The sequence below is a fragment of the Acinetobacter bereziniae LMG 1003 = CIP 70.12 genome, assembly GCF_000368925.1.
GTDB lineage: Bacteria > Pseudomonadota > Gammaproteobacteria > Pseudomonadales > Moraxellaceae > Acinetobacter > Acinetobacter bereziniae.
Window position 1 is genome coordinate 2427077 of sequence record NZ_KB849756.1, and the last position, 17973, is coordinate 2445049.

20 protein-coding genes are annotated in these 17973 nt (G+C 38.5%); 8 read left to right on the plus strand and 12 right to left on the minus strand.

All coding sequences use genetic code 11. From position 1 onward, the window contains the following. Positions 1 to 129: 129 nt before the first annotated feature. Positions 130 to 288, minus strand: coding sequence for a DUF1328 domain-containing protein (locus F938_RS24020; RefSeq protein ID WP_004825834.1), 159 nt, complete (start codon positions 286 to 288; stop codon positions 130 to 132). Between the two features lie 190 nt (positions 289 to 478). Here F938_RS24020 and F938_RS21095 point away from each other — a divergent pair, with 190 nt between their 5' ends. The 4 genes from F938_RS21095 to F938_RS21110 all read left to right on the plus strand — a co-directional run bounded on the left by F938_RS21095 (position 479) and on the right by F938_RS21110 (position 5770). Next, positions 479 to 931 (plus strand): YcgN family cysteine cluster protein, encoded by a 453-nt coding sequence (locus tag F938_RS21095; RefSeq protein WP_026040264.1) that lies wholly within the window; start codon positions 479 to 481, stop codon positions 929 to 931. A gap of 82 nt (positions 932 to 1013) precedes the next feature. Beyond that, a complete protein-coding gene (locus F938_RS21100) occupies positions 1014 to 1943 on the plus strand; it encodes an alpha/beta hydrolase (RefSeq protein ID WP_005035002.1) in 930 nt (309 codons plus the stop codon). A 70-nt stretch (positions 1944 to 2013) separates the two neighbouring features. Next, entirely contained in the window at positions 2014 to 3288 is a 1275-nt protein-coding gene (locus F938_RS21105) for a replication-associated recombination protein A (protein WP_005035003.1), read from the plus strand. 130 nt (positions 3289 to 3418) lie between these two features. After that, positions 3419 to 5770: a glycerophosphodiester phosphodiesterase family protein gene (locus tag F938_RS21110; protein ID WP_005035004.1), complete on the plus strand. Its 2352-nt coding sequence runs from the start codon at positions 3419 to 3421 to the stop codon at positions 5768 to 5770. A gap of 19 nt (positions 5771 to 5789) precedes the next feature. Here F938_RS21110 and F938_RS21115 read toward each other — a convergent pair whose 3' ends face one another. The 6 genes from F938_RS21115 to copM all read right to left on the minus strand — a co-directional run bounded on the left by F938_RS21115 (position 5790) and on the right by copM (position 10722). Continuing rightward, positions 5790 to 6152: a hypothetical protein gene (locus F938_RS21115; protein ID WP_005035006.1), complete on the minus strand. Its 363-nt coding sequence runs from the start codon at positions 6150 to 6152 to the stop codon at positions 5790 to 5792. A gap of 274 nt (positions 6153 to 6426) precedes the next feature. Then, positions 6427 to 6573, minus strand: a complete 147-nt coding sequence (locus F938_RS24390; protein ID WP_005035009.1) for a hypothetical protein — start codon at positions 6571 to 6573, stop codon at positions 6427 to 6429. 184 nt (positions 6574 to 6757) lie between these two features. Beyond that, complete coding sequence (locus F938_RS21120) at positions 6758 to 9160, minus strand: TonB-dependent receptor plug domain-containing protein (protein WP_005035012.1); 2403 nt, start codon at positions 9158 to 9160, stop codon at positions 6758 to 6760. Positions 9161 to 9418: 258 nt separating this feature from the next. Continuing rightward, a complete protein-coding gene (locus F938_RS21125) occupies positions 9419 to 9607 on the minus strand; it encodes a heavy-metal-associated domain-containing protein (RefSeq protein ID WP_004825842.1) in 189 nt (62 codons plus the stop codon). Between the two features lie 83 nt (positions 9608 to 9690). Continuing rightward, positions 9691 to 10029 (minus strand): ISC system 2Fe-2S type ferredoxin, encoded by a 339-nt coding sequence (fdx, locus tag F938_RS21130; protein ID WP_005035016.1) that lies wholly within the window; start codon positions 10027 to 10029, stop codon positions 9691 to 9693. A gap of 102 nt (positions 10030 to 10131) precedes the next feature. Beyond that, a complete protein-coding gene (gene copM, locus F938_RS21135) occupies positions 10132 to 10722 on the minus strand; it encodes a CopM family metallochaperone (protein ID WP_005035018.1) in 591 nt (196 codons plus the stop codon). A 557-nt stretch (positions 10723 to 11279) separates the two neighbouring features. Between copM and F938_RS21140 the strand changes: the two genes are divergently transcribed. After that, complete coding sequence (locus tag F938_RS21140; protein ID WP_005035021.1) at positions 11280 to 11834, plus strand: DUF4303 domain-containing protein; 555 nt, start codon at positions 11280 to 11282, stop codon at positions 11832 to 11834. A 68-nt stretch (positions 11835 to 11902) separates the two neighbouring features. Here the strand turns inward: F938_RS21140 and purC are convergent, their stop codons facing one another. The 3 genes from purC to dapA are packed head-to-tail and all read right to left on the minus strand — an operon-like array spanning position 11903 to position 14180. Next, the gene (purC, locus tag F938_RS21145; protein ID WP_004825848.1) at positions 11903 to 12622 is read right to left on the minus strand and encodes a phosphoribosylaminoimidazolesuccinocarboxamide synthase; all 720 of its coding nucleotides are present in this window, start codon (positions 12620 to 12622) and stop codon (positions 11903 to 11905) included. Between the two features lie 37 nt (positions 12623 to 12659). Beyond that, positions 12660 to 13268: a hypothetical protein gene (locus tag F938_RS21150; protein ID WP_005035025.1), complete on the minus strand. Its 609-nt coding sequence runs from the start codon at positions 13266 to 13268 to the stop codon at positions 12660 to 12662. A 15-nt stretch (positions 13269 to 13283) separates the two neighbouring features. After that, on the minus strand, positions 13284 to 14180 hold the full coding sequence (gene dapA, locus F938_RS21155; RefSeq protein ID WP_004825854.1) for a 4-hydroxy-tetrahydrodipicolinate synthase: 897 nt from the start codon (positions 14178 to 14180) through the stop codon (positions 13284 to 13286). Positions 14181 to 14807: 627 nt separating this feature from the next. Between dapA and pncA the strand changes: the two genes are divergently transcribed. Together pncA and F938_RS21165 are read left to right on the plus strand one after the other, a co-directional pair. Continuing rightward, a complete protein-coding gene (gene pncA / locus F938_RS21160; RefSeq protein ID WP_005035028.1) occupies positions 14808 to 15449 on the plus strand; it encodes a bifunctional nicotinamidase/pyrazinamidase in 642 nt (213 codons plus the stop codon). 97 nt (positions 15450 to 15546) lie between these two features. Then, on the plus strand, positions 15547 to 16500 hold the full coding sequence (locus tag F938_RS21165) for a bile acid:sodium symporter family protein (RefSeq protein WP_005035029.1): 954 nt from the start codon (positions 15547 to 15549) through the stop codon (positions 16498 to 16500). A 61-nt stretch (positions 16501 to 16561) separates the two neighbouring features. Here the strand turns inward: F938_RS21165 and F938_RS21170 are convergent, their stop codons facing one another. Together F938_RS21170 and F938_RS21175 are read right to left on the minus strand one after the other, a co-directional pair. Further along, positions 16562 to 17035 (minus strand): 2-thiouracil desulfurase family protein, encoded by a 474-nt coding sequence (locus tag F938_RS21170; protein ID WP_005035030.1) that lies wholly within the window; start codon positions 17033 to 17035, stop codon positions 16562 to 16564. Further along, positions 17032 to 17550 carry a GNAT family N-acetyltransferase gene (locus tag F938_RS21175; protein WP_005035033.1) on the minus strand — a complete coding sequence of 173 codons (519 nt, stop codon included), beginning with the start codon at positions 17548 to 17550 and terminating at the stop codon, positions 17032 to 17034. The genes F938_RS21170 and F938_RS21175 overlap by 4 nt, the downstream gene beginning before the upstream one ends. Before the next feature lie 105 nt (positions 17551 to 17655). Between F938_RS21175 and F938_RS21180 the strand changes: the two genes are divergently transcribed. Further along, positions 17656 to 17922, plus strand: a complete 267-nt coding sequence (locus F938_RS21180) for a DUF4031 domain-containing protein (RefSeq protein WP_026040265.1) — start codon at positions 17656 to 17658, stop codon at positions 17920 to 17922. The last annotated feature ends 51 nt before the right edge of the window (positions 17923 to 17973 follow it).

Consider the following 17973-nt stretch of genomic DNA (forward strand, 5'->3'; position numbering starts at 1 on the left):
AATTTAGGAATATTGAGTATAGAAATGTGAGAAATTATGAATGATGGAATGGGTGCAGAAATGAAAAAAGAAGGACCTAGGACCTTCTTGATCATAAACAGAGACTGTCATAAAAATGTTGAGAAAAGCTTAAACTTTCCCTCTGGAAATAAATCCGACAATTGCAAGAATAACGGCAACAACAAGAAGAATTACTGCAAAGTCTTTAGACATTCCTGCGACACCGCCAAAACCAAATAAACTTGCAACTAACGCGATCACAGCGAAAATTATTGCCCAACGGAACATGATATCCACCTCCATATTGTTTTTATGCAGTTTCAGTATAAGGAGAAAAACGACACGGTCTTGTGAAGTTATGTTTGAAAAGTGTGATAAATAAAGCATTATGTAACTGATTTGTGATGTTTTTTTATTCTCTAGTTCATGTTCTTATGCTGATATAATAACAACATCTCATATGACTTCACTTTATATCATGAGCCTCGAAATACGCCCCCAATTTTGGAAAAACTATCATTTGTCTGAACTCAATCAGGCGGAATGGGAGGCCTTATGTGATGGTTGTGGTTTGTGCTGCTTGGTTAAACTCGAAGATGATGAAACACATGAAATCGCTTATACCAAGGTGTCTTGTAAACTACTGGACTGTCAAACAGCACAATGTTCAGACTATGCTAATCGCTTGAACTATGTCCCAGATTGTATTCAATTGAGTCCTGAAAAATTAGCGCAAATAAATTGGTTGCCTTCAAGTTGTGCCTATCGGCGTGTCAATGAAGGTAAAAACCTTCCGTCTTGGCACTATTTAATTACAGGCTCCAGACAAAATGTGATTAAAGCCAGAAAATCTGCAGCAGGGCGCTGCATCTCAGAGACAGAAGTTGATGAGGAAGAAATTGACGAATATATTGTGCGTTGGGTACGTTAGAAAATGACCATAATTTGGAATTGATAATCATTATCAAATAGTAATATGATAAACCAGCTTTCATGATGTGATCTCATTTAAAATGTCTGGTTTATTTACACGATTGAAAAAAATTACAATGTGCCTATGTGCGATCAGTCTAAGCTTTGTTGCGTGTTCCCTTGCTTATGCCAAGCCTGATCTAAAGCCCTTAGGACCGAATATTGCAGATCATGGTTCAAGTTATTATCAGTTTCAAGTTCACAGCTTTCAGTCAGCCGATCAGCAACGACATTATAAAGTTTGGTTAGGTATACCTAAACAGATCAATAAAAATCAGCCCCGTCCCGCTATTTTTATGCTGGATGGTAATTCAGTCATGGCGCGTTTAGATGAAGCATTATTAAAGCAATTATCAGAACAAGATAGCCCCGTTTTAGTGGCGATTGGCTATCAAACTCAGTTGCCGTTTGAATCTGCTTCACGTTCCGTGGACTATACGCCAGCAGATGAGTCTGGAAAAATATCAGTTGATCCCCGAAATCCTGAGCGCATGTCAGGAGGAAGTCCGCAATTTAGACAAATGATTTTTGAAAAAATCATGCCTTGGGTTTACTCGCAGGTGAAATTGGATGCTCAGCGCACTGCATTGTGGGGACATTCTTATGGGGGCTTATTTGTATTAGATACATTATTGAATCGCCAGCAACATGAGCAGAAATTTTCGCATTATTTTGCAGCAAGCCCATCTTTAACTTGGGCAGATTCCCGATTATTGAAAGCAGTTGAGCAGGTAAAACCTGAATCAGTTAAAGATCAAAAGCTATTGGTGATGGAAGGTGATCTTGTTCCATCTAGCACAGCGAAAATCAGCCCGAATGCTGATCGGGACATGAACCAAAACAATCGAAAATTGGTTCTAGACTTAGCCAGCAAAGGTGCAAATACCAAGCTTTTATTGTATCCACATCTCAGTCATGGTGAAGTGTTTCAGGCTTCACTGATGGATATTTTACAGAATCGATTATTTTAAAATTGAAAGTACAATATTGAATGCTTTCCATAGTAGACTAAGCTCAGCATTCATCAATTAAAAAAGCAGTATGTCAGACACTCAAATTCCACTTCCAGAACGTTTACGTCCACGTGATTTGTCTGAAATTATTGGACAAGATCATTTGCTTGGCGCTGACGCCCCATTACGTCAAATGATTGATCAAGGGCATTTGCCTTCGATTATTTTCTGGGGACCACCTGGTGTTGGAAAAACCACAATTGCATTATTATTGGCACAAGCTGTGGATCGTCCATTTGTCAGTTTATCTGCATTAAACACAGGTGTGAAAGAACTGCGCGAAGTGATTGCTGAAAGTGGTGATTTACTAACACCAGTGGTATTTATTGATGAAATTCATCGTTTCAATAAGTCACAACAAGACGCACTTTTGAATGCTGTTGAAAAAGGTAAAATTACCTTGATTGGGGCAACAACAGAGAATCCCTCTTTTGAAGTCAACAGTGCATTACTATCACGTTGTCAGGTATATACGCTGAATGCGCTCAGTAATGAAGCAATTCAAGAACTGATTCTTCGGGCGATTCAACAGGATAAGTTTTTACAAGAGCGTCATATTCAGATTGAAGAGTTTGATGCCTTAATTCAATTCGCCGCAGGTGATGCACGTAAAGCATTGAATTTAATTGATCTCATTGCCAGCACTTTTGAGTCAGATATTGAAAATATTGTGACAAATGCGATCGTCGTTAAAGTTGCCCAACAAAATATCGCACGCTATGACAAGTCAGGTGAACAACATTATGATCTTGTGTCTGCGTTTATTAAGTCGATTCGTGGGAGTGATCCAGATGCAGCGTTATATTGGATGGCACGAATGCTAAAAGGTGGAGAAGATCCAGTTTTTATCGCTCGACGTATGCTGATTGCTGCCTCAGAAGATATTGGCAATTCAAATCCTAATGCATTGTTGTTGGCAGGAGAGTGTTTCCGCTCGGTTCAAGCCATTGGGATGCCTGAATGCAGAATTATTTTAGGGCAATGTGCCGTTTATTTGGCAACCAGTGCCAAAAGTAACAGTACCTACTTAGCCATCAATAAGGCACTAGAGTTGGCTGAGAAAACCTCGAATCTACCTGTACCTCTACATTTACGTAATGCACCAACCAAATTGATGAAGCAACAGGGCTATGGGGTAGATTATCTCTATCCGCACAATTATCCAGAACATTTTGTGCTACAAGACTATTTGCCACCTGAGTTAAAAGGGACAAAATTATACGAGTCTGCACGAAATAAAAGGGAGGTTGAAGGGGAGCGCTTACAACAACGCCGTTGGCAGCAGGAACAGCAGCAACAATAATTTTCATGTTGGCTTTAAAGTAGCTGATCTATGACAGATAAAGGTTTAAAATATCGGCAAAATTTAAATTAGGCTGATGCCTTTAAAATGTAACTTGCTCAAAATACGTTTTAAATGCGCTAGAAATTTTATGAAACTTTCTATTTTGTCTTGTGCTGTTTTAATTACTTTACCTATGCTCAGTTATGCTGAATTGACAACAAAAATTTCGGCAAAAACTCAGCCTAAAATTACTCCTCCAAAATCTAGAATGTTGTATCAATTGAACTTCGCTCAGGAAGATACAATTCCTCAAGGTTGGCGTATTCCAGGAAATAATCCAGGTCATATTTATATCGAAAATGGCGTATTAAATATTGATGGACGGGCAAATGCAATGAGCCCAACCACAATTTTGTTACCTCAAGGATTTGAAAAATATAAAAATTATAAAATAAATTTTAATTTTACTTTAGATCAACCATTAAATGCTTCTCGTTGGGGAAGCGTGATTTATGATGTCACAGAAACGCAGGGTGTGGTGCCAAGTAGTTACTATCAATTTACCTTAAGGGCAGATACTACAGCGAAAAATGGCACTGAATTTGGTCGTCATAAAGCCAATGCACAATGGGAAGTTAATCAAACTAAAGGGTTTTATGAAAACATTAAAGCGAATCAATGGTATACCGCCAGTGTAGTGGTCTCAGGACAACGGGTTCAACACTATTTAAACCATCAGTTAATGCAGGATGTAGAACTTGACCAAGAATCTACAAAAGGCGGCATTGGTTTTTCCGCTTCAGGTATTGTTTTAAAAATTAAAAATATTCAAGTGTCTGAACAGCTCACTGCCTTACCTGAGCTTACCCATAATAAAGTTACGCAAGTACAAGAAATTCAAACTCATGTAGCTTTAGCACCCACCATTATTCAAAAAATAAAACACCCAAATAGTGCATTAAATTCAAGTAATCAAAAATATTATCAATTAGATACAAAGTTAAATTTACTAGATCAAACTGGGCAAGTGGTCGAAACCTTACAACATTATTTATCCAATCCTCAGCGTAAAACTATTCCTGTGCTAGAGATTAAAGACCCTAAAAGTATTGAAGCATTAAAATTACTGTCTAAATCTCAGGATATTAGTGATATTACGGTGTTATCAAAAAGTGATGACCTGCTTAAATCTGCACATCAAATTATACCGATGGTTCGAACAGCATTGGATTTAAGTCGAGAAAATCTTCAAGATCGTCATCAAGATCTGGTTGAAATTATCCGTCGCAGCAATCAAGCTTATGCACGAATTGTCGTGGTTCCTCAAAGCCTGAGAGAGAAAGCATCGATCAGTTTTATTCAACGTCATCTGATGACAGTTTGGGTGGATACATCTGCTGTTGAAGCTCAGGATGTAGCGCGCGTGTTGACCACAGGTGTAAATGGGGTGATCACCACGCAAAGTACGGTTTTTTCCAGTATATTAAAACAATTTCCAAAAAATACTTTATTGCGTAAACCTTTTATTATTGGGCATCGGGGTGTACCCAGCTTAGAGGATGAAAATACTTTAGAAAGTGCCAAACATGCAGTCGCTTTGGGTGCAGACATTGTTGAAAATGATATTTATTTGACTAAAGATCAGCATCTTGTGGTGATGCATGATGCAACCGTTGATCGTACAACGCGTTCAACTGGAAAAATTGAAGAGATGAATCTTGCGCAGGTTCAACAATTACAATCTAAGCATAAAGCTTATAAAATACCGACCCTTGCAGAGTATTTTAACTTTTTAAAACAGCATCCAAATGTTGTACTGATGATTGAAATGAAAAGTGCCAATCCAGCGTTGGTGGCAAAAATGCAGGATGAGATTAAAAAGTATCAAATGGAAAGCCAAGTGGTCACGACATCATTTAATACCGATCAAATTGTACGTGCACAAACTCAAATGACTGAGATTCCTCGAGGTTTGTTAGTAGGGAATATGCCAAACAGTCGTAACAATTTGGTCAATACTAAACAAATCAATAGCGATGTCCAAAAGTATAACTCTAGTTATAACCCTGCTTATCGGTCTGATTTGATCAATATTTTAGAAGCCTCAAAACATCGTGGCATCAGTTTCTGGCCTTGGGCTTTGAGTGATGACACATTTAACAAGTTGTATGTGGCAGGAACCAATGGGATCACCACCAATTCAGCACAGCTTTATTCTAAATATATCGTGGATATACAAGCACCGAAAAATATTAAAGCCAGAGTAGGACAAGCTGTTTTAATTGATGCTCAAACGACTCAACAAGACGGAGAAAAAGCCAAATTGCAAGTCAACAATTTTGTGGTTTTAGCTGGTTCTCCAAAGCATGAGCTAAAAAATGGGCAGTTGCGTTTTGTTGAACAAGGAATAGCTTATGTTTTGGCGGGCTACAAATATCAGATTGACCCACAAAATGACTATCAAATCTTTTCAGTACCTATCAAGGTGGTGGTGAAATAACTTATCGGGCTGTATGAGTTTAAAAAGGTACTTTGACATTTTTAGGGAAATTGGGAAAAAGAATAAAAAGCATTTTAGGATTTTTCTGTAGTCCTGAACCGTCTAAGTAAGTCCATTGATGTGAATGCTGTGAGCGGATCGCGACCATAAAAGAAGGCGATGCCTTGACTGTTTTGCCTGCCACTTTCATCGTGATGGTTTTTGGCACAAAACAAATTTCTTCTTGGTCGACGATATAGCTGTAGAGAGGTGGATTGGACTCAACCTTTTGAATTTCTAGTTTGGATTCTGCAAACATATTTTGGGCATATTTGAGCAACTTTTGGTAGTTTTCAGGACCACCGACATAATTGATCAGTGAAGGATGGGTTTTTTGTTGCATAAAAGCGTAGGGTCTATTGACACTTCGTCTATGTTTGCGACTATGTGTGTTTTTTAGTCGATACTAGGCACGAAATACGAAATTTAGTCATTCTAAATAAGTAGTTCGTAACGACGAAGCGACAAAAAACACGCTAGTCCCGAAGGGTTGTGGTTAAAATTATCTCAGCCTACGTTATGAAACTTGAAAATAGACTCGCTATTCTCTTTGTTTCATGCCTTGCCTGCTCAATTTTAACCTACAACGCAAGCCATTTATGAAATGTCAATAGACCCTAATCATTATTCTTTAAATCTTGTCCTAAGCGCTGTAGGTCAGGTGCAATGATTTTAGGGTAGTCCTGTTGGCAACTTAATTGTTGTGCGTGGGCAGGGGCTAAAATGGTCAAGAATAGAACGCACGCATAAATTGTTTTTATCATGTTGGATTAAATCCGCATATGTGTTGTTTTGAGTATATAAGTTTGTCAAAAAAAGTTCATCAATCATCCAGACTTAATGATACTTACCTATAGCATATCTAGATTTCGATGGTTATCACTAAGACAATAAGCATCAAACCGAGTTGTTTAACTCGGTTTGATGCGCTTTAACAAGCTTTAGACCTTACCACTTATAATTAATTTTGCCGTAATAGAATGCGCCATTAAAGCCAAAAGGTGAGAACTGACTGTACTGTAGGCTTCCACCCGTTGGTTTGTTGATGTCATAAACATCTTTATCTGGATAAACATTGGTAATGTTGTCACCGCCAAGGGTAAATTTCCAAGCTTTCAATTGATAGCTGAGGGCTAAGTCTAAAAGCCATTTTGCAGAGAATTTCTGATCGCTGGCTGAACCAGAGTTACTGAAAGTTTTGAAGCTGCCATAACGCGTGATATTGGTGTTAATACCAAAATTTCCAATTTTATAATCATTGGCTAAACTGAATTTATGTTCAGGTGTACTGCCTGCCAGTAAACCATATTGTTCACGACGGTCTAAGCGTGTCAAATTGACACCCAATGCATTTAAAATGTCAGGATTTTTATCTACATTGGTGACTTCATTGCGATTAAAGTTATAAGCTAAAGATGTGGTTAACTCTCCATAAGGTAGATTCTGCCATTGATAGTTTGCAACCAAATCCACGCCACGTGTACGTGTATCACTGGCATTATTGAAGAAACGTACACTGCTAAAGTTGGTATTGGTGATGCCTTTTGAGATCAGATAATCACGTACAGCAGGGCTGCTGGCATTGATATTCGAAGACAAGCTAATACGATCATCAATATCGATTTGATAGGCATCTAAAGTCACATACAGATTTGAAGTTGGGGTAAACACAAAGCCAAGACTGTAGTTTTTGGATTTTTCAGCTTTTAAATCCTCAGCACCGAGTAATTGCGCAACTTGAGATGAGCTTGGGAATGTACCTGCTTCAACGAATTGCCCATTGACCAGTTGAGAGGAAGTTTGGGTAAAATACTGTTGTGCTAGACTTGGCGCTCGAAACCCTGTAGAAACTGAACCACGTACAGCAACTTGCGGTAAAAGTTTATAACGTAAGGACAGTGAAGCATTATTGGTATCCCCAAAATCATCATATTTCTCATAACGATATGCGCTAGAAGCAGAAAGCTTTTGGGTAATATCCGTTTCTAAATCTAGATATCCTGCATAACTGTCTCGCGTCCATTTGCCTGCATCAGCTTGACGAAAACCAGATAAACCCGAAGATCCGCTTTTATAATAAGAACCTGGATCTCCTGCTTTAATTTGATATTGTTGGTTTAAATACTGGGCACCAAATGCAATATTCAAAGGGCTTGCAAATGCAGATATGTCATATTCTTTAGAAAGATCAATATTAAAAATAGACTGGCTATTTTTCAGCTTGCCATTATGAAATGAATTGGGTGTTGCCCCTGTGTCTTTGTAGAGATCAACATTAATGGTTCGGGTATTTACATCATATTGGTTCAAACCATAATTTGCAGAAACATCATAACGCCAATCCGCGGCTTCTCCTCGTAGACCTGCAACAGCACTAAAGTCGTCTAATTGACCTCGGATCAGAGGTAAGTAGCCATTCGGGAACAATGCTGGAACATTGTTTGAGGCATTGCTTAAACGATAAAATCCAGCAGTTTCAGCATTTCGATGGCTATAGGTAGAGAAACCATATAATTCGACGGTATCACTAAGGTCAAAGCCAGCATTGAAAGCAGCTTTTACTTCGTCTGATTTTGGGTCACCAAATCGAAATGTCCTTTGCCCATATGTGGTTGCATTTGGGTCACGTAAGTCTAAGCCAGCACGATTGGTTGCTTGATTGTCCTGCCATTCACCTGAAAAAATGGCATAACCATAATCGCCAAGTCGAGTTCCGCCTGAAACATAGGACTGCTTTTGCTCACCATCACCTTTATCATAAATACCGTAGCGTATACCCGCTTCACCCGTCCTAGGGTCAGACTTTAAGATGATATTGACGACACCTGCAATTGCATCTGAACCATAACGTGCAGAAGCACCTTCTCTGAGGACTTCAATACGGCTAATTGCGGAAACAGGTATTGCATTTAAGTCGGTGGGTGCTGAACCACGACCAATTGTTCCGCCCAAGTTAATAAAAGCGCCAGTATGGCGACGTTTACCATTCACCAAAACCAAGACTTGATCTGGGGAGAGTCCTTTCAGTTGTACAGGACGAACCAGTTCCGTCCCATCAACGACAGTCGGGCGGGGAAAATTAATGGAAGGAATAATTTTACTCAGTGCTGTGCCTAGCTCACTGGAACCTGTTCGTTCAGTAAGTTCCTGTGCACTAATCACGTCAATCGGTTGTAGAGAATCAGTCTTAGAACGCTTTAATGAGCGTGTCCCAGTCACCACAATCGTATCTAATGTTTTAACTTCGGGAGATGTATTCAGTTGTTCTTCAGCATGTGCTTGTGGGTACAGTAAGGCTAAGATCAAACTTGCTGTGAGACTGAATGAATATTGTTTTGATAATTTACGCATAACTCTATTTTGAAGCTCTTTTTGTAACTATTTGTAGTGATCATAGTGAGCTTGGCAAGATTTAGAAAACAACTTTTAAAAATATCAATAGAACAAAATCTGCAAAGAGTCTTGTTATTTAAAGCTTTCTATTCATGGCTAAAGCCAATTTTATCAGTCGTGTAGATTGATCACTGGAGCTTGTTTTAGCGTGGGACTGTAGAGGTGTAAAAAAGGCTGTCATCATGACAGCCTCCAGTAAAAAGAATTTTGCACCCTTTAACGTGGTGGAAACCCTGCTTCGGTTAAGGCATCCGCAACTTGTTGCTGTGTTGCTGATGTTTCAACTTGAACACTGCGATTTGGTGGATCAGCAATGACTTTTGCATTTGCATCTACAGATTGGACTGCTTTGGTGACACCACGTGCACAACCGCCACAGGTCATATTTTCAATATAAAATTCCATATCTCACCTGTTTGAAGAAGATTTAAAACCAATATAAACCTTACCATAATTGTAAGGTCAAGCTTTAATACTTGAACTTTCTCTTAATGCTTTTCAGAAACATAGTTTATGGTGTACTTGGGTATTTCTATTTCTAATGGTTCTTCTGGAACTTTTACCTGACAAGAGAGTCTGGATTCAGGGGTAAGCCCCCATGCACGATCTAATAAATCTGCTTCGATATCATCCATTTCAGTTAATTGATTAAAGCCTTGCTTTATCACTACATGACAGGTTGTACATGCGCCAGATAAATCACATGCATGTTCGATGGGTATGCCGTGATCTAATAAGCTTTGGCATAAATTACTTCCACTTTCCACTTCTAAGGTTGCACCATCTGGGCAAATTTTCTCATGGGGAAGTACTTTAATTTTTGGCATACATAACATCCTGAAATAAACCTATAGCTTGCAAATAAGGTGCTTAGCCATCTTATTTTCACTAGAGTGAGCAGAAAAATGATAAGCAGAAACGTGATATTTTTACTGATGATGACTGAGCCAGTTGAGCATCATATTAATTTCAGCCTCTTGTGCAAGAACTACATTCTCAGCAAGTTTGCGCACTTCAGGATAATGACCGTATTGCAATTCTATTTTCGCCATATCAATTGCACCTTGGTGGTGAGGAATCATACCGCGCATAAAATCAATATCTGCATCTCCCGAAAATGAAATCATCATATCCGCATGCATCTTGTCATTTGTTTGACGAAAAGCATCTATAGCAGCTTGAACATGGTTAAGTTCAGAAAGCTGAGCATTGTTTTCTAACCATCTTTGCATGACTTCGATTTCTAGCTCTTGGTCGATAACAATATTTTCAGCTAAGCGCCGTAATTTGGCATCAGCGCCATATTGTAGAACAACTTTTGCCATATCAATGGCACCCTGATGATGCGGAATCATCCCTTTCATGAAATCCATATCTGCATTTCCAGTGAAATCAATTTGCATTTGTGTATGCATACGGTGGTTCACGATCATATAGGCATTGATAGAAGCTTGATTCGGCAGATTTGATCCATTCATATCATGGCGTTGAGAATGGTTTTTGGGGTTATTATTACTCATTGAAGTTCCCTTTAAGTTTTAGATAAAATTTTGCATATTAAAAATCACTGTATCTATCACAATTTTTAGAACAGAAATTTTATGGAGATTGATATTTACCGTAATGATGGAAGTTGTTGATTACTCCATGAACGGTCTCAGGACTCTAGATAATTTAGAGTTGCTTAATGTTTAGTCATCCTAATCTTTACAATCATGTGAAGGTCAAGCACAAAATAATTTGCTTTAAACGTCGCAACAGCGTTTCTTATAAAGTGATGTTTTTAGGTAATTGGCAAAGCACTTTATACCGAATAAGTCATGAAACTTATCCAATACCTGAGCAATGAATTGATGTGTTTTTAAAAGATAGCAATAGCACACTTTATTTTGAATATTGCAAGCTTGGTCTAAGCTTAGTTTGATTGTATAGAGATAAAACCTCATACAATTGATCAATACTTAATTTTTGGAGCGACTTTATTAAAGTCAGTCTTGATTCAACCAAAGCAGATATACAAAATTTGAGCATTGATAGTAAACTCTGGTCTTAAACTTTAGCGCATAAGAACAGGACCATGAGAGAAGATCATTTATATTCAGTTATTTATCAAGATATTCAAGAGGCTTTGGCTGAAATTCAACAATTAACACAAGATCAGCATCTATGCGCCCTTGGTTTGGGAATGGTTGAAGATTTATGTGGTTTCTTTTATGTGGGATGCACCATAGAAAACCTTAAATCTTTTGAAGATGTGTACGAAGCATGGTGGATTTCAGAATGGCAATATTCAAGTACTGCCAATAATCATACACATGATGCGATCATGGCACTCTATGAAGCATTGGGTAAACAATGTACTGATGAACAATATATTGCTTTGAGAGAGCATTATCAAAATACCATCATCCAAGCATTACAAGATTTAAGAGATGCAGGAAAATTAAAAAATAAGCAGGGCGAAGAAATCATGGTGATTATTCAGTATGCTGATTCATTTGATGAGGACTTTGAGGAGAGTAGCTTCGCTCAGATCAATCCTGAGTTTTTGGTACCACTCTTTAAAAATCGCTTTAAACAAAAATCAGGTGAAAATTTATATGATTATCTGTTGCAAAAAATAGCAGTTTAAACACATTTAAAGCGCAATAAAAAAGCTGAGTTCAACAACTCAGCTTTTTTATTGCGACATTATTGATCTTAAAGATCTGAAAGATCAACACCAATACGTGCAGCAACTTCTTCATAAGCTTCAACCACACCACCTAAGCCTTGGCGGAAACGGTCTTTATCGAGTTTTTTCTTAGTGTCTTTATCCCATAGACGGCAACCGTCTGGAGAGAACTCATCACCTAAAACAATACGGTCATGGAACACACCAAATTCAAGTTTGAAATCAACAAGAAGCATGTTGCCTTGAGCAAATAAGTCTTTAAGTACCACATTCACTTTTTGAGTCAATTCTTTCATTTGAGCAAGCTGTTCCGCATTTGCCCAACCTAAAGCAATCGCTTGAGACTCATTGACCATAGGGTCGCCTAAAGCGTCATCTTTAAAGAACAATTCAAAAGTTGGTGGAACAAGTTCTAAACCTTCTTCAACACCTAGACGACGGCATAATGAACCTGCTGCATAGTTACGCATGACGCACTCTACAGGAATCATTTGCAATTTTTTAACCAAAACTTCAGTTGGAGAAAGAAGTTTTTCAAAATGAGTTTCGATACCCGCCGCTGCCAATTTTTCCATGATAAAGGCATTAAAACGGTTGTTCACCTTACCTTTACGATCTAGTTGCTCTATTTTTTCGCCATTGAATGCAGATGCATCATCACGGAAAACTAGAATTAGATGATCCGCGCTATCTGTTTCATAAACAGATTTCGCTTTACCAGTATAGAGCAAGGTTTGTTTTAACATGGGGGAACCTTTTGCAAAAAAAAATTGCCTAGAACGACTAGGCTGGCCAGTTTTGGTAAATCTGGGTCAATAATCCTGCAGCTTTTTCTTTATCTGCAAAACTATTGTCTGCGTTAAACACAGCAAGTGTGTTGCTTGAACCTACTGAGCTAAGTCTGAGTATATAAGTTGAATTATCGATTTTCACAGTTGCCTCATTGGCATTTTTGCTTTGACCGATTAGCTTATAATTTAGACTACTGAGGGTTGCAAGTGTGTACTGCCAAATTGTAGCAGAATTTCCATCAATTTTGATCAATGGATTGCCATTTCCGTCAGTTAAAATTTGAGGTCTGCCCACAGTTTCGGTGCTTGTTGCACTTCCATCTGTTGATGTGTTGACTTGAGCAACTTCTGGGCGAGGCACGTCATAACGATTGCCTTTTTTATTTTCAAATTTAGGTGCATGCTGAAGCGCCAGCGGGTCAACAATAGGAGCTGGATACATAGGCGTTGCAGGTCTAACTGTTGAACCTTCAGGGTACTTAAGCGGCTCTACTGTGGTCGTATTTTTATAATCTAAAGAACCATTATTGATTCCAAGGGAACTACAACCCGCCAAACTTAAAGCTGAAATGGCAAGAGTTAAACCTAAACGTAATTGCATAATACTAAGCTCTTATTAAATGAGACCTACTGCTTTGAGTTCTTCACGCAGAGGCGCACGGTATTTTTCTGCAAGTGGAGTTAATGGTAAGCGAATACCTGTACCAATTAATTCCATTTCATGAAGTGCCCATTTCACTGGAATTGGGTTCGATTCGCAAAATAGAATATTGTTTAATTTTGCAACTTGGTCATCTTTAACTTTTGCAGTACTTGCATCACCAGCAAGTGCAGCCGCACAAAGTTCACTCATGATTTTAGGAGCAATATTGGCAGTCACAGAGATATTGCCTTTTGCGCCTAACTGCATCAGTTCATTTGCTGTCGCATCATCACCAGAATACACCAACATGTTTTTACCTTGTAAACCATCAATCAATTGTTTACCACGTGGTACATCGCCTGTTGCATCTTTAATTCCAACGATTTGAGGAATATCTGCTAAACGAATGGCAGTATCATTATGTAAATCAACGCCTGTACGACCTGGAACATTGTAAAGAATGATCGGTAAATCAACAGCTTCTGCAACTGCTTTATAATGTTGGAATAAGCCTTCTTGTGTTGGCTTGTTATAATAAGGGGTCACTAAAAGTGCGGCATCTGCGCCGAGCTGTTTAGCTTCTTTGGTGAGTTCGATCGCTTCGTGTGTCGAGTTTGCACCAGTACCGGCAATAATTGGAATACGTTTATTGGCTACACGGATAATTTCTTTAATTACTTCTGTGTGTTCTGCCATGCTAAGAGTAGATGCTTCACCAGTTGTACCGACAGCAACAATACTATTAGTGCCTTGTTCTATGTGCCACTCAACGAGCTTCTCGAGACCCTTCCAATCTACGCTGCCATCTTCAAACATAGGGGTGACGATTGCGACAATTGAGCCTTGAATGGTCTGTGCTTGCTGAGTCATTTTAAAAAAATATCCTATTTTTCCATCCGCATGCGTTTGAGTAAACAAGGATTGGGATGGTTGCAGTATTTTGATTTGAGCGAAAAGCAATCATTCGAAAGATTGCATAATGCTTACCCAAATTATGACTGATTCAGCGAGACAGAACAATATGCTTTAGTCAAAGCTTGGAAATTCTTTAAAAAAAGCAACAATTCACTCACATTTAAGTTGAATAAATTTTATTTTTAAATTTTTTATGCCGAAAATACAGGTGATTTTTTGCATATATACTTGCATGAAATTTATACCAGCCTAAGTTTCAAAAATAAAACCCTAAGACATTCTATAGACTGTTTTGTATTCGGTTGTTGGGTTATTGAGAGTTTATTATCGAGTATTGAAATTGTCTTATCAGATTATTAATACACTGGACATACTTTGAAGCTGAGTTTGCTGTGGTGATAGATGCAATGATGGTGTAAATACTTCACCACTTTGAGATCATTTGATCAAGCTGCAAAACTGAATCCTTGATTTTGATAAGAAGCTCGCAAAAGTGAGCTTTTTTATTGTATGTTAGGTCATCAACGCGTGTCATATTGATCATTAGAATAGCTGAGATTTAGCCAGTATAAGGATAGGGAAATGTTGCAAACTGAGCGTAGCGTCTTAATTGTTGTCGATGTGCAAAATGGTTTTACTTCAGGGGGAAACCTAGCGGTTGCCCAAGCAGAAAGAATCATACCGACCATCAATCAATTGGCAGATCATTTTGACAATATTGTACTGACACAAGACTGGCATCCTGCAAACCATATTTCTTTTGTTGAACAACACCCTCAACATAAAGCTTATGATGTCATTCAACTGGACTATGGTCCACAAGTGCTGTGGCCCTCTCATTGTGTGCAAGACACAGAGGATGCTGAATTCCATCCTGATTTAAATATTCCTACTGCGCAATTGATTATTCGTAAAGGTTTTCATTCGCACATTGACAGTTACTCAGCTTTTATGGAAGCAGATCATAAAACCACAACAGGTTTGACAGGGTATTTGCGAGAACGTCAGATCGACACTGTATATATTGTTGGCATTGCGACAGACTTTTGCGTCGCGTGGACTGCAATGGATGCGGCTAGATTAGGGTTTAAGACCTTTGTGATTTCTGATGCAACCAAAGCAATTGATCTACATGGCTCATTACAACATGCATGGCAAGAAATGCTGGCTGCTGGCGTAAAGCGTATGGTTTCAAAAGATATTCTTGATTACCCTCAATCATAAATGACTGCATAAATTTGAGCATTTGAGAAAAGTGATACTGATTTAAACGACATGCTTTAAGATAAGCCTTGATTTTAAACCTATTTGGGTAGGGACAATGTCAGCAATTTTACGCTTTAGTCAGTTTGTGCAAAAAACTTTTGCACTTTGGGTCGTTGTATTTGCATTCATCGCATTATGCTTTCCCGATGCATTTGTATGGATGAAAGCTTATATTCCATGGGTTCTTGGCATCATTATGCTAGGGATGGGAATGACCATGACAGTCGATGAGTTTAAAAATGTATTGTCCAATCCAAAAGCAGTGGTGATCGGTGTGGTGGCTCATTTTGTGGTGATGCCAAGCGTAGCATTCTTTCTCTGTAAGATTTTTAATTTACCGCCGGAAATCGCTGTAGGGGTAATCCTCGTTGGATGTTGCCCAGGAGGGACTGCTTCCAATGTGATTACTTATATGGCAAAAGGCAATACCGCTTTATCTGTCACATGTACTTCTGTTTCAACATTTTTAGCGCCTATTTTAACACCTGCTATTTTCTATGTTTTGGCAAGCCAATGGATTCCGATTGATGCAGGTTCAATGTTTATAGATATTCTTAAAGTGGTGATTTTCCCCATCATCTTGGGTGTGATCTTAAGAAGTGTGTTCAAACAAAAGACTGAACAGTATATCCAAGTGATGCCATTGGTCTCTGTAATTGCGATTGTCGTCATCGTCGCAGCAATTATTGCTGCCAGTAAGGCATCTATTTTGCAATCAGGTTTGCTGATTCTTGGTGTGGTTATTCTACATAACGGACTAGGTTTTTTACTGGGCTATTGGGCAAGTCGTTTATTCAATTTGTCTTACCCAGATTCCAAAGCTGTAGCGATTGAGGTGGGTATGCAAAACTCAGGCTTAGGGGTAACCTTGGCTGCGCTTCATTTTGCTGCGTCTCCTGTGACTGCTGTTCCCAGCGCAATTTTCAGTTTATGGCATAATATTTCGGGTCCAATCTTAGCCACATACTGGGCAGCGAAAGCGGATAAAATGTCGGAAAATAAACCCTAATACCGTACAACTTTAGCGCTCATTTAGAGCGCTGAATTTTAGTTTTTTTATTTACAGTGATTTATTCACTATCGAGTTGTTTTAAAAACTCATCTTCAGTCAGTACAACAAATCCATGTTGTTCCAAGAGGGCAGTCGTGACACCTTTGCCTTGCACTTTTTGCCCAGAGAATGAACCATCATAAATCATATTTGAACCGCAAGAAGGGCTATTGGCTTTTAAAACAATGTGTGTAACTTGATGTTGTTGTGCAAGTTTAAGTGTTTTTTCTGCACCCTGAATAAATGCTGAAGAAACATCGTCACCATTGGCATCTTGTACTTTAGCTTGCCCCAATAAAACAGCATAACCATCACCACCCACAATTTCAGCAGATGGTCGAGGTGTACTTAAACCACCTGAAACTTCAGGGCAAATCACAACAGCTTGTTGATTGTCGAGCAACTGTTTAAGTTTATCGTGTAAACAGTTTTGAGCATCATAACGGACATTTTCACCGACAAGACATGCACTGATCAGGTATTTTGGGGTCATCTTGAGTTTAATTCGAGCTGCATTAAATCCATGCCAATATCATATAAATCAGTTTTAAAGTCGAGACTTAATTGTTCTGTAAAGGCAAATTTTTGATAGAATTTTTTTGCACGCGCATTGGTTTTTAACACTTCTAAGAAGATATAGGCTTGATGATGTTGATTTGCAATCTCAATCATATATTGCATTAAATGTGCGGCTATATGTTTTCCAATGACATCTTTGAGTAAATAAATTTTCTGTAATTCAGCACCCATACGCGCTAAATTGGGCTGGTATTGATTAAGGTTGAGTTTGGCGTAGCCGATCAGTTGAGCATGCTCATTTTCAGCCAATATCCAAATTTGTTGCGGGTCCGCTAGAGATTTCGATAAGTTTTCAAGACTAAAATCTTGGTTGAGAAAATTTTGTAATCCTTGTTCTGTCCAAATATCACTAAAATGTTGGCGATATGTTGTGTTGCCTAGTGCATAAAGTTGATTTGCATGGAGCATCGTGGCTTGGTAAATTTTCATGATGTTTTATCTTAAAATGATGGCTTATTATGATTTGATGCGATGTTCAATCATTGATGATTTTCATGTGATAATCAATCTGAAATATGGGAAATGAATGTTGCTATGAGCGTTTATGTGGATCGTGCAAAAGTACCGTTTAAAGGCAAAGAATGGTGTCATCTCATGGCAGATACACTAGAGGAATTACACCATTTTGCAAACATGTTAGGCATAGATTCGCGTTTATTTCATCGTTCTGCATCTTATCCTCATTATGATATTACTCTGCAAATGCGGGTCATCGCCATTGCGCATGGGGCAATTGATGCTGATCGGAAAACCATTATTGCTTGTGGAAAGCAGCTTAAACTTCAATTAAATCAATCTTGATAAATATTGTGTAGAGAGAACATTTATCAAGATACTTTTCTAGAGATTCAG

What these genes read in the sequence shown, in the direction of transcription:
- F938_RS24020 (WP_004825834.1), bottom strand. Translation starts at nt 288, where the DNA reads ATGTTCCGTTGGGCAATAATTTTCGCTGTGATCGCGTTAGTTGCAAGT.
- F938_RS21095 (WP_026040264.1), top strand. Translation starts at nt 479, where the DNA reads ATGAGCCTCGAAATACGCCCCCAATTTTGGAAAAACTATCATTTGTCT.
- F938_RS21100 (WP_005035002.1), top strand. Translation starts at nt 1,014, where the DNA reads ATGTCTGGTTTATTTACACGATTGAAAAAAATTACAATGTGCCTATGT.
- F938_RS21105 (WP_005035003.1), top strand. Translation starts at nt 2,014, where the DNA reads ATGTCAGACACTCAAATTCCACTTCCAGAACGTTTACGTCCACGTGAT.
- F938_RS21110 (WP_005035004.1), top strand. Translation starts at nt 3,419, where the DNA reads ATGAAACTTTCTATTTTGTCTTGTGCTGTTTTAATTACTTTACCTATG.
- F938_RS21115 (WP_005035006.1), bottom strand. Translation starts at nt 6,152, where the DNA reads ATGCAACAAAAAACCCATCCTTCACTGATCAATTATGTCGGTGGTCCT.
- F938_RS24390 (WP_005035009.1), bottom strand. Translation starts at nt 6,573, where the DNA reads ATGATAAAAACAATTTATGCGTGCGTTCTATTCTTGACCATTTTAGCC.
- F938_RS21120 (WP_005035012.1), bottom strand. Translation starts at nt 9,160, where the DNA reads ATGCGTAAATTATCAAAACAATATTCATTCAGTCTCACAGCAAGTTTG.
- F938_RS21125 (WP_004825842.1), bottom strand. Translation starts at nt 9,607, where the DNA reads ATGGAATTTTATATTGAAAATATGACCTGTGGCGGTTGTGCACGTGGT.
- fdx (WP_005035016.1), bottom strand. Translation starts at nt 10,029, where the DNA reads ATGCCAAAAATTAAAGTACTTCCCCATGAGAAAATTTGCCCAGATGGT.
- copM (WP_005035018.1), bottom strand. Translation starts at nt 10,722, where the DNA reads ATGAGTAATAATAACCCCAAAAACCATTCTCAACGCCATGATATGAAT.
- F938_RS21140 (WP_005035021.1), top strand. Translation starts at nt 11,280, where the DNA reads ATGAGAGAAGATCATTTATATTCAGTTATTTATCAAGATATTCAAGAG.
- purC (WP_004825848.1), bottom strand. Translation starts at nt 12,622, where the DNA reads ATGTTAAAACAAACCTTGCTCTATACTGGTAAAGCGAAATCTGTTTAT.
- F938_RS21150 (WP_005035025.1), bottom strand. Translation starts at nt 13,268, where the DNA reads ATGCAATTACGTTTAGGTTTAACTCTTGCCATTTCAGCTTTAAGTTTG.
- dapA (WP_004825854.1), bottom strand. Translation starts at nt 14,180, where the DNA reads ATGACTCAGCAAGCACAGACCATTCAAGGCTCAATTGTCGCAATCGTC.
- pncA (WP_005035028.1), top strand. Translation starts at nt 14,808, where the DNA reads ATGTTGCAAACTGAGCGTAGCGTCTTAATTGTTGTCGATGTGCAAAAT.
- F938_RS21165 (WP_005035029.1), top strand. Translation starts at nt 15,547, where the DNA reads ATGTCAGCAATTTTACGCTTTAGTCAGTTTGTGCAAAAAACTTTTGCA.
- F938_RS21170 (WP_005035030.1), bottom strand. Translation starts at nt 17,035, where the DNA reads ATGACCCCAAAATACCTGATCAGTGCATGTCTTGTCGGTGAAAATGTC.
- F938_RS21175 (WP_005035033.1), bottom strand. Translation starts at nt 17,550, where the DNA reads ATGAAAATTTACCAAGCCACGATGCTCCATGCAAATCAACTTTATGCA.
- F938_RS21180 (WP_026040265.1), top strand. Translation starts at nt 17,656, where the DNA reads ATGAGCGTTTATGTGGATCGTGCAAAAGTACCGTTTAAAGGCAAAGAA.